9 protein-coding genes are annotated in these 12302 nt (G+C 72.0%); 8 read left to right on the forward strand and 1 reads right to left on the reverse strand.

Annotated elements, in window-relative coordinates; translation table 11 throughout:
• Positions 1 to 3: 3 nt before the first annotated feature.
• The 3 genes from carA to pyrF are packed head-to-tail and all read left to right on the forward strand — an operon-like array spanning position 4 to position 5677.
• The gene (carA, locus tag ACYVK7_RS13620; RefSeq protein WP_460888368.1) at positions 4 to 1311 is read left to right on the forward strand and encodes a glutamine-hydrolyzing carbamoyl-phosphate synthase small subunit; all 1308 of its coding nucleotides are present in this window, start codon (positions 4 to 6) and stop codon (positions 1309 to 1311) included.
• Positions 1311 to 4718 (forward strand): carbamoyl-phosphate synthase large subunit, encoded by a 3408-nt coding sequence (carB, locus tag ACYVK7_RS13625; protein ID WP_460888262.1) that lies wholly within the window; start codon positions 1311 to 1313, stop codon positions 4716 to 4718. Before carA ends, carB begins: the two co-directional genes overlap by 1 nt.
• Entirely contained in the window at positions 4715 to 5677 is a 963-nt protein-coding gene (gene pyrF, locus ACYVK7_RS13630; RefSeq protein ID WP_460888263.1) for an orotidine-5'-phosphate decarboxylase, read from the forward strand. The genes carB and pyrF overlap by 4 nt, the downstream gene beginning before the upstream one ends.
• Positions 5678 to 5707: 30 nt before the next feature.
• On the opposite strand, the gene ACYVK7_RS13635 is transcribed toward pyrF, so the two are convergent.
• Positions 5708 to 7900 carry an SGNH/GDSL hydrolase family protein gene (locus tag ACYVK7_RS13635; protein WP_460888264.1) on the reverse strand — a complete coding sequence of 731 codons (2193 nt, stop codon included), beginning with the start codon at positions 7898 to 7900 and terminating at the stop codon, positions 5708 to 5710.
• 489 nt (positions 7901 to 8389) lie between these two features.
• Between ACYVK7_RS13635 and mihF the strand changes: the two genes are divergently transcribed.
• The 5 genes from mihF to metK all read left to right on the forward strand — a co-directional run bounded on the left by mihF (position 8390) and on the right by metK (position 12283).
• Positions 8390 to 8701 (forward strand): integration host factor, actinobacterial type, encoded by a 312-nt coding sequence (gene mihF / locus ACYVK7_RS13640; protein WP_460888265.1) that lies wholly within the window; start codon positions 8390 to 8392, stop codon positions 8699 to 8701.
• 1 nt (position 8702) lies between these two features.
• Positions 8703 to 9302 (forward strand): guanylate kinase, encoded by a 600-nt coding sequence (gmk, locus tag ACYVK7_RS13645; protein ID WP_460888369.1) that lies wholly within the window; start codon positions 8703 to 8705, stop codon positions 9300 to 9302.
• 92 nt (positions 9303 to 9394) lie between these two features.
• On the forward strand, positions 9395 to 9730 hold the full coding sequence (gene rpoZ / locus ACYVK7_RS13650; protein WP_357508611.1) for a DNA-directed RNA polymerase subunit omega: 336 nt from the start codon (positions 9395 to 9397) through the stop codon (positions 9728 to 9730).
• 20 nt (positions 9731 to 9750) lie between these two features.
• Entirely contained in the window at positions 9751 to 11001 is a 1251-nt protein-coding gene (gene coaBC / locus ACYVK7_RS13655; protein ID WP_460888266.1) for a bifunctional phosphopantothenoylcysteine decarboxylase/phosphopantothenate--cysteine ligase CoaBC, read from the forward strand.
• 91 nt (positions 11002 to 11092) lie between these two features.
• Positions 11093 to 12283, forward strand: coding sequence for a methionine adenosyltransferase (gene metK, locus ACYVK7_RS13660; protein ID WP_460888267.1), 1191 nt, complete (start codon positions 11093 to 11095; stop codon positions 12281 to 12283).
• The last annotated feature ends 19 nt before the right edge of the window (positions 12284 to 12302 follow it).

Below are 12302 nucleotides of genomic sequence, written 5' to 3' on the forward strand. Positions count from 1 at the left end.
CCGATGACACCCGCACAGACGTCGGCACAGACGTCCGCAGAAACGTCCGCAGCACTGGTCCTCGAGGACGGCACCACGTACCGCGGCCGGGCGTACGGAGCCACCGGCACCACGTTCGGCGAGATCGTGTTCTCCACCGGTATGACCGGCTACCAGGAGACGCTGACCGACCCGTCGTACCACCGGCAGATCGTCGTCATGACGGCCCCGCACATCGGTAACACCGGCGTCAACGACGAGGATCCGGAGTCCGGGCAGATCTGGGTCTCCGGCTACGTGGTCCGCGACCCCGCGCGGCGCGTGTCGAGCTGGCGCGCGCAGCACTCGCTCGGCGAGGAGCTCGCCCAGCAGGGGATCGTCGGCATCTCCGACGTCGACACCCGTGCCCTGACCCGTCGCCTGCGCGAGGAGGGCGTGATGCGCGCGGGCATCTTCTCCGGTGACGACCTGGTCCGCGGCGGCTACCCGCGGCCCGTCGAGGAGCTCGTCGCCCAGGTGCAGGCGTCCCCGCAGATGGCCGGCGCCGACCTGGCCAGGGAGGTCTCCACGACCGAGCCGTACACGGTCGAGCCGAGGGGAGCGTTCGAGGGCAAGCCCCCGGTCGCCACCGTCGTCGCGGTCGACCTCGGCATCAAGACCATGACGCCGGTGCGTCTGGCCGAGCGCGGGGTGCGCGTCGTCGTCGTGCCGCAGTCCTCGACCATCGCCGACCTCGAGGCGGCCCTGCCCACCGACGGGACCCCCGGCGGAGTGTTCTTCTCCAACGGCCCGGGTGACCCGGGTGCCGCCGGCCACGAGGTCGAGCTCCTGCGCGCCGTCCTGGACCGCAGGATCCCGTTCTTCGGCATCTGCTTCGGCAACCAGCTCCTGGGGCGGGCGCTGGGCTACGGCACCTACAAGCTCGGCTACGGGCACCGCGGCATCAACCAGCCGGTGCTCGACCGCACCACCGCGAAGGTGGAGGTCACCGCGCACAACCACGGCTTCGCCGTCGACGCGCCGCTGGACGAGTCCGGCTCGGCCGCGCCCCACGACGGCGGCCGCTACGGCCGCGTCATCGTCTCCCACGTCGGCCTGAACGACCGCGTGGTCGAGGGACTGACCTGCCTCGACCTGCCCGCCTTCTCGGTCCAGTACCACCCGGAGGCGGCTGCCGGCCCGCACGACGCCGCCTACCTGTTCGACCGCTTCGTCGGCCTGCTGACCGACCCGTCGGCGTGGCCGCCCGCCCTCAAGACCCAGACCGCCACCCCTCAGAGCACCACCGCTCAGAGCACCACCGCTCAGATCAACACCGAGGAGAACCACTGATGCCTCGCCGTTCCGACCTCTCCTCGGTCCTCGTCATCGGGTCCGGCCCGATCGTCATCGGCCAGGCCTGCGAGTTCGACTACTCCGGCACCCAGGCCTGCCGCGTGCTGCGCGAGGAGGGCCTGCGGGTCATCCTGGTCAACTCCAACCCGGCCACGATCATGACCGACCCCGAGTTCGCGGACGCCACGTACGTGGAGCCCATCACGACCGAGGTCCTCACCACGATCATCGCCAAGGAGCGCCCCGACGCGCTGCTGCCCACCCTGGGCGGTCAGACGGCGCTCAACGCCGCCATCGCGCTCGACGAGGCGGGAGTGCTGGAGAAGTACGGCGTCGAGCTGATCGGCGCCAACATCCCCGCCATCCAGAAGGGCGAGGACCGCCAGCAGTTCAAGGACGTCGTCGAGAAGTGCGGCGGCGAGTCCGCCCGCTCCGAGATCGTGCACACCATCGACGAGGCCCTGAAGGCCGCGGAGATCCTCGGCTACCCCATGGTCGTGCGCCCGTCGTTCACCATGGGCGGGCTCGGCTCCGGCCTCGCCTACGACGAGGCGGACCTGCGCCGCATCGTCGGCCAGGGCCTGCACTACTCGCCCACCACGGAGGTGCTCCTGGAGGAGTCCATCCTGGGGTGGAAGGAGTACGAGCTGGAGCTCATGCGCGACAAGGACGACAACGTCGTGGTCGTGTGCTCCATCGAGAACGTCGACCCCGTGGGTGTGCACACCGGCGACTCCGTCACCGTGGCGCCCGCCATGACGCTCACCGACCGCGAGTACCAGAAGCTGCGTGACATCGGCATCGCCGTGATCCGCGAGGTCGGCGTCGACACGGGCGGCTGCAACATCCAGTTCGCCATCGACCCGGACGACGGGCGCGTCATCGTCATCGAGATGAACCCTCGCGTGTCCCGTTCCTCGGCGCTGGCCTCGAAGGCGACCGGCTTCCCGATCGCGAAGATCGCCGCCAAGCTCGCCGTCGGCTACACGCTGGACGAGATCCCGAACGACATCACCAAGGTCACCCCGGCCAGCTTCGAGCCCACGCTCGACTACGTGGTGGTCAAGGTCCCGCGGTTCGCGTTCGAGAAGTTCCCCGCCGCCGACGACACGCTGACCACCACCATGAAGTCCGTGGGCGAGGCGATGGCGCTGGGCCGCAACTTCACCGAGGCGCTCGGCAAGGCCCTGCGCTCGATCGACAAGGGCGGTGTGCAGTTCCACTGGGACGGCGATGTCCCGTCGGGCGACGAGCTGGCGACTCTCCTGAAGGAGATCGAGCGCCCGACCGAGCAGCGGCTCGTCCAGGTGCAGCAGGCGCTGCGCGCCGTGGCGACGGGCGACACCACCCTCGAGCGAGTCTTCGACGCGACCAAGATCGATCCCTGGTACCTCGACCAGATCCAGCTCGTCAACGAGGTGGCGGCCGAGGTGGCCGCGTCACCGACCCTCACGCAGGACGTCCTGCGGCACGCCAAGCGGCACGGCCTGTCCGACGCCCAGATCGCCCGCCTGCGCGGCATGGGCTCCTCGGGCGAGGTCACGGTCCGCGAGGTGCGGCACGCCCTGGGCGTCCGCCCGGTCTACAAGACCGTGGACACCTGCGCGGCCGAGTTCGAGGCCAGGACGCCGTACCACTACTCGAGCTACGACTCCGAGACGGAGGTGGCGCCCCGCGAGCGCGAGGCCGTGATCATCCTCGGCTCCGGACCCAACCGCATCGGTCAGGGCATCGAGTTCGACTACTCGTGCGTCCACGCCACCCTGGCGCTGAAGGACACGTACGAGACCGTCATGGTCAACTGCAACCCGGAGACCGTGTCGACGGACTACGACACCGCCGACCGGCTGTACTTCGAGCCGCTGACCTTCGAGGACGTCCTCGAGGTCTACCAGGCGGAGCTCGCGGCGGGGCCTGTCAAGGGCATCATCGTGCAGCTCGGCGGGCAGACGCCGCTGGGCCTCGCGCGCCGCCTCGCCGAGGCGGGGCTGCCGATCCTCGGCACCAGCCCCGAGGCGATCGACGCGGCGGAGGACCGGGGCATCTTCGGCCAGGTCCTGATGGACGCGGGCCTGCCCGCACCGGCCTTCGGCACGGCCCGCTCCCTGGGCCAGGCGCGTGAGATCGCCGACCGCATCGGCTACCCGGTGCTCGTGCGGCCGTCGTACGTGCTGGGCGGCCGCGGCATGGAGATCGTCTACAGCGAGGACCAGCTCACGGGGTACGTCGAGCGCGCGCTCGCCGATGGCGCGGAGAGCGCCGCCCGGAACGGCACGCACGGCACGCTGGCCGCGCCGCTGCTCATCGACCGCTTCCTCGACGACGCGATGGAGATCGACGTCGACGCCCTGTTCGACGGCGAGGAGATGTTCCTCGGCGGCGTCATGGAGCACATCGAGGAGGCGGGCATCCACTCGGGCGACTCGGCGTGCGTGCTGCCCCCGGTGTCGCTGAGCGAGAGCGAGATCGCCCGCATCCGCCGGTCGACCGAGGCCATCGCGCGCGGCGTGGGTGTGCGCGGCCTGCTCAACGTGCAGTACGCGCTCGTGAGCGACGTGCTGTACGTCCTGGAGGCCAACCCCCGCGCGTCGCGGACCGTGCCGTTCGTCTCCAAGGCGACGGGTACGCCCCTGGCCAAGGCCGCGGCGCGCGTGATGGTGGGCGACTCCATCGCCGACCTGCGGGCCGAGGGCCTGCTCCCCGAGCACGACGGCGCGACGCTCGACCTGGGCGCGCCGCTCGCGGTCAAGGAGGCGGTGCTGCCGTTCAAGCGGTTCCGCACGCGTGAGGGCCTGGTCGTCGACTCGGTGCTCGGCCCGGAGATGCGTTCCACGGGCGAGGTCATGGGCTTCGACAAGGACTTCCCCCACGCGTTCGCGAAGTCGCAGGCGGCGGCGTTCGGCGGGCTGCCCACGTCCGGCACGGTGTTCGTGTCGGTGGCGGACAGCGACAAGCGCCACGTCGTCTTCCCGGTCAAGCGCCTCGTGGAGCTCGGGTTCAAGGTCCTGGCGACCGAGGGCACGGCCACGGTGCTGCGTCGCAACGGCATCGAGGCCACGGTGGTACGCAAGCACACCGAGGGCCGCGGGCCGGACGGCGAGCTCACGGTCGTGGGGCTCATCACCGAGGGGCAGATCGACCTCGTGGTGAACTCGCCGTCCGGCCAGGGCGCCCGCGCGGACGGCTACGAGATCCGGGCGGCCACGACGGCGGCGGACAAGCCCATCGCGACCACGGTGGACCAGCTCGCCGCGGCCGTGCAGGGCATCGAGGCGGTGCTCGCAGGACCGTTCGAGGTCGCGAGCCTGCAGGAGCACCAGGTGGCGACGGCGGTCCGGCTGGCGCAGGCCGAGGTGGCCGCGGAAGCGTCCGCCACGGGGACGCCGGCGGCGGCGCACGCATGAGCGGCGGTGAGCCTGCGGCGCCGTCGCCTGCCCCGAGGCCGCCCTTCGGCGCACGGCTCGCCGCGGCGATGGACGACCACGGCCCCCTGTGCGTGGGCATCGACCCGCACGCGTCGCTCCTGCGGGCCTGGGGCCTGCCCGACGACGTCAACGGTCTGCGGGAGTTCTCCCTGCGGGTGGTCGACGCGCTCGGCGGCAAGGTCGCGGCGTTCAAGCCGCAGTCGGCGTTCTTCGAGCGGCACGGCTCGCGGGGTCTCGCGGTGCTGGAGGAGGTCATCGCGGCCGCCGGGGCCTCGGGTCCCGGCGGCACGGGTGGTCCCGGAGGCACGGGCGGCACGGGCGGCACGGGCACGCTGACGATCGTGGACGCCAAGCGCGGCGATATCGGCTCGACGATGGGCGCCTACGCCGAGGCGTTCCTCGCGGACGGCTCGCCGCTCGCCGGGGACGCCCTCACGGTCTCGCCGTACCTCGGCTTCGGCTCCCTGCAGCCCGCGGTCGAGCTGGCTGCCGCCACCGGCCGTGGGCTGTTCGTGCTCTGCCTCACCTCCAACAAGGAGGGCTTCGAGGTGCAGCACGCGCGCGCCGGTGTCCCCGAGGCCGCCCCGGGCGACGCGGGGGCCGGCACCGTTGCGGCACTCATGGCCGCACGTGCCGCGGTGCTCAACGCGGGGGCCGAGCCCATGGGCTCGGTAGGGCTCGTGGTGGGCGCGACGATCGGCGACGCCGTCCGAGCCACGGGGACCGACCTGGCCGCGGTGAACGGTCCGCTGCTCGCCCCGGGGGTCGGCGCCCAGGGCGCGGGGGAGCGCGAGCTCGCCACGACGTTCGGCGCCGCGCGGCACAACGTGCTCGCGTCGTCGTCCCGCGCGGTGCTCGCCGCCGGGCCGGACCCGGACGCGCTGCTGCGCGCGGCGCATGCCGCGGCGCGCGAGGCGCTGGCGGCGCTGCGGTCCTGAGCGCCGACCGCGCCTCGCGCGCGACCTCCCCTACCCGGGGGCCTGCTCCAGGGTGACGGCGAAGATCTTCAGCCTCGACTCGTCCGGCAGGGTGAGGGTGGCGGCCGTCCGGGACGGGTCGAGGTCGCTCGCGCGGCTGAAGATGCTGACGGCGGGGCCGTCAGGTCCCGCACCGGCGCGCAGCCGGTAGGGGGCGTGCACGGCGACCCGCTCGCCGCTCCCGGCGGCCTGGGCCCAGTCGCTGAAGGCGAACGAGACCGTCTCCGTGCTGCCGTCGGTGTACGTCACGGTCGCGATCTCGTCCACCGAGCCGTTCGCTGCCGCCGCCAGCACGTGCAGGCGGTCCGACCTCAGGTCGGGGAGGTCGACCGTCCGGCCGTCCGCCGTGACGGTGTTGTCGTCACCGTCGGCGCCGCTCGGGAACTCGTAGGCCGTCCCGGCCAGCAGAGCGGGCCCGGGGGACGGCAGCGTCTCCGCCGCGTAGCTCCAGCCCTGCCCGTCGAAGTTCCCGTCGCTGTCGTCGGCGGCGCTCGCGATCGAGTCGTGGTCGTGGTCGAGACCGACCGGGCAGACGTCGTCGTCCTGCGCGCAGCCGACGGCGACGACCTCGATCCTCGAGGTCGTGGCGGCGCGGCCTGCCCCGTCCACCGCGACCTCGAACCGGACCGTCCGGGTGCCGGGCCCCGCGTCGCCGGGCAGCCGGACCGTCGGCTCGAGGTCCACCTGGGTCAGGCGGCCCTCGCTCGTCGTCTCGAACGGGGTCACGGTGCGGTCGCCGTCGACGACGGTGGTCAGCGTGCCCTCGACGGCACCCGGCTTCTGGACGACCGCCCGGACGCGGAAGCCGACCTCCGCGGGCCGTCCGGCGACGGCCACGGCGGACTCCGGGGTGCTCGCGACGCTGGTCGAGCGCTCCACCGGCGCGGGCTCGCCGGGCAGCACCGTGCCCGGTGTGCCCAGCAGCGAGAGGTCCACGGCCCCCGCCATCGCCGCCAGGCCCGCCTCGCCCGGGTGGAGGTGGTCGCCGCTGTCGTAGCGCGGCAGCATCCGCTGGGGGTCCTCGGGATCACGGATCGTCTCGTCGAAGTCGACCACGGCGTCCAGCTCGTCGCTGGTCCGGATCCACTCGTTGACGGCCTGCCGGGTGGCCTCCTGCTCCGGGCTGTAGCTGTACCAGCCCTTGAACGGCGTGATGGTCCCGCCGATCACCGTCAGCCCCGCGGCACGGGAGTCCCGTGCGATCTGGCGCAGTCCCGCGATGATCTTGTCGGGGTCGAGCTGGTGCGGGTCCTGCTGGATGTCGTTGATCCCCAGCAGGACGATCACGCTGCCGGCGCCGGCCCGCCGGAGCACGTCACGCTCGACGCGTTCGGTCGCGCGCACCCCCGCACCGTCGAGCAGCACCCGGTTCCCGCTGATGCCCGCGTTGAGCACGCCGATCCGTGCGAGGTCGCCGCCCTCCGCCCGGAGCCGTTCGGCGAGCACGTCGGGGTAGCGGCGGTTCATGTCGCGCCGGGAGCCCACCCCGTCGGTGATCGAGTCCCCGAGGGTGACCACGGCACCGGGGCTCCGGCCCGGCTCGACGTCGACCTCCGTCACGTAGTGCAGCGCCGTCGTGGTCTCCGTCAGCGCGCTCCCGTCCAGGGCGGCGGCATGGTCCGTCCCGTCGGTGGCGAAGTACGACGTGGCGAGGCCTTCCGCGTGGTAGGTCACCGGCCCCGAGGGCTCCGGCGTGAACGTGGTCACGAAGAGGTCGGCCGCCGCGCCGAGGCGCAGCGCGACCGAGTCGCTGTAGATCTCGGCCCCCGCGGGGATGGTGACCTCCTCCGCGCCGTCGAAGGTGACGTCGCGCAGCGTGCCCTCCGCGACGTCCGCCGACCCGGGCAGCCGCTGCAGACCGACGGTGGTGTGCTCCACCAGGACCGGCTCGGTGCCGAACGCGTTGGACAGCTTCACCCGGACGCGGTCGCCGCCGACGCTGGTGTGCACGAGGTTGCGGATCGTGAACCCCGCGTACCCGTCGCTACCGGCGCCGCCGTTGGGCGCGGCCGACCAGGTACCGACCCAGGTCGAGCGGTCGCCCGGCCCCGGTGGGTCCTGGGCCATGGCGGGTGGCGGGCCGGCGAGCACCCCGGCGGCGAGGGCGGCGGACGCGGCGACCACGGCGGTCAGGGTCGCGGTGAGCGAGGCGAGGCGGTTCGTCGGGCTGCTGCTTCGGGGCACGCGGCGCTCCTCTGGCCATGACATCGGTGTCAGTCGATGGACATTACGGTCAGGGTCGACGCGGCGTCAATGGTCGGTCATGGCGACCGGCTCGTCGTGCGTCAGGTGCGGGCTGCGACGGCGGCACGACGGACCCACGACGGACCCACGACGGAGCCAGGACGGAGCCAGGACGTGCCCCCTGGTGAGGGCCATGAAGACGGGCGGGCCGTCCGAAGATCTCCGGCCCGGTTCCGGCCCAGCGTGTCCTTCACCGTCGCTCATGAGGGCCTTTTCGTGCGATATGTACTAAATGACTAATCGAACGTCTGCATGAATTTTCACGAAGTGGCGTTCTGCGATTGCCGACCACTGACCCGATGGCTACTTTCGATGCAGCAGTTCACACCAGACCGGTCGCGGACCAGGTCACGGACTCGGGCATCGGGCTCGAGCGAGGACCGGACGTCCGAGCCAGGAGACCGGTCGAGACACGAGTAGGTGACTTGCGTGGCACTACCTCCCCTCACACCCGAGCAGCGTGCGGCAGCACTCGAGAAGGCAGCCGAGGCACGGCGCGCGCGGGCAGAGATCAAGAACAAGCTCAAGCACTCGCAGGGGTCCGTCAAGGAGGTCATCGAGCAGGGGCAGCAGGACGACGTCGTGGGCAAGCTCAAGGTCGTCGACATGCTCGAGTCGCTGCCGGGGGTCGGTAAGGTTAAGGCCAAGGTGATCATGGAAGAGATAGGGATCGCCGAGACCCGCCGCGTCCGAGGCCTCGGACCGCACCAGTCGGCGGCGCTCATCGAGAGGTTTGGCTGAGATCAGTACGACACAACCTGCACGGCTGACCGTGCTCGCAGGCCCCACAGCAGTGGGCAAGGGCACGGTCTCCGCCGATGTGCGGGACCGTTATCCGCAAGTCTGGCTGTCCGTGTCGGCGACCACCCGGTCGCCGCGCCCGGGCGAGGTGGACGGAGTGCACTACCTGTTCGTCTCGCCGGAGGAGTTCGACCGTATGGTCGCCGCCGGTGAGATGCTCGAATGGGCAGTGGTGCACGGTCGCAACCGCTATGGAACGCCACGCCGGCCCGTCGAGGAGAAGCTCGCCGCCGGGGTGCCCGTCCTCCTGGAGATCGACCTCCAGGGCGCGCGCCAGGTGCGTGACGCGGTGGCGGCCTCGGGTCTGGAGGCCCGGTTCGTCTTCCTCGCGCCGCCGAGCTTCGACGAGCTGGTGCGCCGGCTCGTGGGGCGCGGCACGGAGGACTCCGAGGAGCGCGAGCGCCGGCTCGCCACCGCCCGGGTCGAGCTCGCGGCGGAGAAGGAGTTCGACGTCACGATCGTGAACGACAACGTCCACCGTGCCACCGACGAGCTGGTCTCCGTCATGGGTGTGGGCTCCACCACGCCCGTCGCCGGATAGGACGGGCGTCTCGCCCGACGCCTCCGAGCGACGGAGCAGGTAGACTCTTCCTTCGGACTTTCCCACCCACCCAAGACTTCTGGAGCTTCATCATGGCCGGAACCGTCGCAGCCCCCGAGGGCATCACCGACCCGCCGATCGACGAGCTGCTCGAGCGCATCGACTCGAAGTACGGCCTCGTGCTGTACGCGTCCATGCGTGCCCGTCAGATCAACGCCTACTACTCGCAGCTCAACGAGGGCCTGCTGGAGAACGTGGGTCCGCTCGTCGAGACCCGCAACCAGGAGAAGCCGCTCTCCATCGCGATGCGCGAGATCACCCAGGGCCTCCTCACGATCGAGGAGGTCGACCCGGCGGAGGTGCAGGCGCAGGCCGACGCCGCCGCGGCCGCGAAGGCAGAGCAGCCGCTGCCCGACTTCCCGGCCTGAGGGTCGGAGGGCGACCACCGATGAGGATCCTCCTCGGCGTGAGCGGGGGGATCGCCGCGTACAAGGCGGTGCTCCTGCTGCGCCTCCTGCGTGAGCAGGGGCACGCCGTACGGGTCGTCCCCACGCGGGCGGCCCTCGAGTTCGTGGGTGCCCCGACGTTCGAGGCGCTGTCGGGCGAGCCCGTCAGCACCGAGGTGTTCGACGACGTGCCCGGTGTGCAGCACGTGGCGCTGGGCAAGGGCGCCGACCTGGTGATCGTCGCGCCGGCGACCGCCGACTTCATGGCACGCGCGGCGCTCGGCCTCGCCGACGACCTGCTGACCACGACGCTCCTCGCCGCGCGCTGCCCGGTCGTGCTCGCCCCGGCGATGCACACCGAGATGTGGGACCACCCCGCGACGCGGGCGAACGTGGCCACGCTCCGGGAGCGGGGCGTGCACGTGATCGAGCCGGCGTCGGGCCGGCTGACCGGTGTCGACACCGGGCCGGGCCGGCTACCCGAGCCCGAGGACATCGCGCGCGAGGCGCTCGCCCAGGTCGGTCCGTCGCCGGTGGGTCCGGTCGGTACCCCGCCGGCGCCGCAGGACCTGTCCGGGCGGCGCGTGGTGGTCTCCGCCGGCGGCACCAGGGAGCCGATCGACCCGGTGCGATACATCGGCAACCGGTCGAGCGGCAGGCAGGGCGTCGCGCTCGCGCAGGCGGCCGCGGCGCGCGGGGCGCAGGTGACCCTGGTCGCGGCCAACCTCGCACAGGACGTGACCGACCAGGTGCGGTTCGGCGAGCGGCCCTGCGCCGTCGTGCAGGTCGAGTCCACCGCCGAGCTGCGTGACGCAGTGCGTTCCGCCGGAGCGGAGGCGGACGTGGTGGTGATGGCCGCCGCGGTCGCCGACTTCCGGCCGGCCGCCACGCCCGACGCGAAGATCAAGAAGGTGCCGGGGCAGGGTCCCGCGCCGATCGAGCTGGTCGAGAACCCGGACATCCTCGCCGAGCTCGCGCACGAGCGGCTGCGGGCCGGCCAGGTCGTGGTGGGCTTCGCCGCGGAGACGGGCGACGCCTCCGGGAGCGTGCTGGAGCACGGTCGCGCCAAGGCGCGGCGCAAGGGCGCCGACCTGATCGCGGTCAACGCCGTCGGCTCCGGTCGCGGGTTCGGTACGGACAGCAACGAGGTCACGGTCCTCGACGGGGCCGGCGACGTGGTCGGGCAGGCCGCCGGGTCCAAGCGCGCGGTGGCGGACGCCCTGTGGGACGCCGTCGTCAAGCTGCTGCCGTAGCCGTCGGTTCAGCAGGTCCTGGCCCGGTCGTGATCCCCGTCTCACCTTTCAGGATCGACTGTTCGCTGTGCGAGACCGTAGGCTGGTGGGCATGAGCGAGCTGCGTCTGTTCACGTCCGAGTCCGTGACTGAGGGTCATCCGGACAAGGTGTGCGATCAGATCAGTGATGCGATCCTCGACGCCCTCCTGGAGCAGGACCCGGCGTCGCGGGTGGCCGTCGAGACCATGGTCACCACCGGCCTGGTGCACGTGGCGGGCGAGGTCACCACCGAGGCCTACGTGGAGATCCCGCAGATCGTGCGGGACGTGGTGCGCGGGATCGGCTACACGTCCTCCGCCATCGGGTTCGACGGCGACTCGTGCGGTGTGTCGGTGTCGATCGGCCAGCAGTCGCCCGACATCGCGCAGGGCGTCGACAAGGCCCTGGAGATGCGGGACGACGCGGGCGACCTCGACCCCATGGACGCGCAGGGCGCGGGGGACCAGGGACTCATGTTCGGCTACGCGTCGGACGAGACGCCGTCGCTCATGCCCGTGGCGGGCTGGCTGGCGCACCGCCTCTCGGAGCGGCTCGCCGCCGTACGAAAGTCGGGTGAGCTGCTGGGGCTGCGGCCCGACGGCAAGACGCAGGTGACCGTCGGCTACGACGGTGACCGCCCCGTCGCGGTCGACACGGTGGTGCTCTCCACGCAGCACGACGCCGACGTCCAGCAGGAGAAGCTGCACGTCGAGGTGGCGGAGACCGTCATAGCGCCCGTGCTGGACGCCGCGGGCCTGGACTGGTCGGGCGCCAAGCAGTTCGTGAACCCCACCGGCAAGTTCGTCATCGGTGGGCCGCAGGGCGACGCCGGCCTGACGGGCCGCAAGATCATCGTCGACACGTACGGCGGCATGGCGCGGCACGGCGGTGGTGCGTTCTCCGGCAAGGACCCGTCCAAGGTGGACCGCTCCGCCGCGTACGCCATGCGGTGGGTCGCCAAGAACGTGGTGGCGGCCGGTCTGGCCCGGCGCTGCGAGGCCCAGGTGGCCTACGCGATCGGCAAGGCCCACCCCGTGGGCCTGTACGTCGAGACGTTCGGCACCGAGACCGTGCCCGTCGAGATGATCACCTCGGCGATCAAGGACGTGTTCGACCTGCGGCCGGCCGCCATCGTGCGGGACCTCGACCTGCTGCGCCCGATCTACCGCGCGACGTCGACCTACGGGCACTTCGGTCGGGACCTGCCGAACTTCACGTGGGAGCGTACCGACCGCGTCGAGGACCTGCTGAGCCTGTTCTGACCCGCCGGCGGTCGGCCGG

Source organism: Promicromonospora xylanilytica (genome assembly GCF_054782895.1).

Excerpts from the sequence above, each read along its gene's own strand:
- carB (WP_460888262.1), top strand. The coding sequence starts at position 1,311 with ATGCCTCGCCGTTCCGACCTCTCCTCGGTCCTCGTCATCGGGTCCGGC.
- pyrF (WP_460888263.1), top strand. The coding sequence starts at position 4,715 with ATGAGCGGCGGTGAGCCTGCGGCGCCGTCGCCTGCCCCGAGGCCGCCC.
- carA (WP_460888368.1), top strand. The coding sequence starts at position 4 with ATGACACCCGCACAGACGTCGGCACAGACGTCCGCAGAAACGTCCGCA.
- rpoZ (WP_357508611.1), top strand. The coding sequence starts at position 9,395 with ATGGCCGGAACCGTCGCAGCCCCCGAGGGCATCACCGACCCGCCGATC.
- metK (WP_460888267.1), top strand. The coding sequence starts at position 11,093 with ATGAGCGAGCTGCGTCTGTTCACGTCCGAGTCCGTGACTGAGGGTCAT.
- coaBC (WP_460888266.1), top strand. The coding sequence starts at position 9,751 with ATGAGGATCCTCCTCGGCGTGAGCGGGGGGATCGCCGCGTACAAGGCG.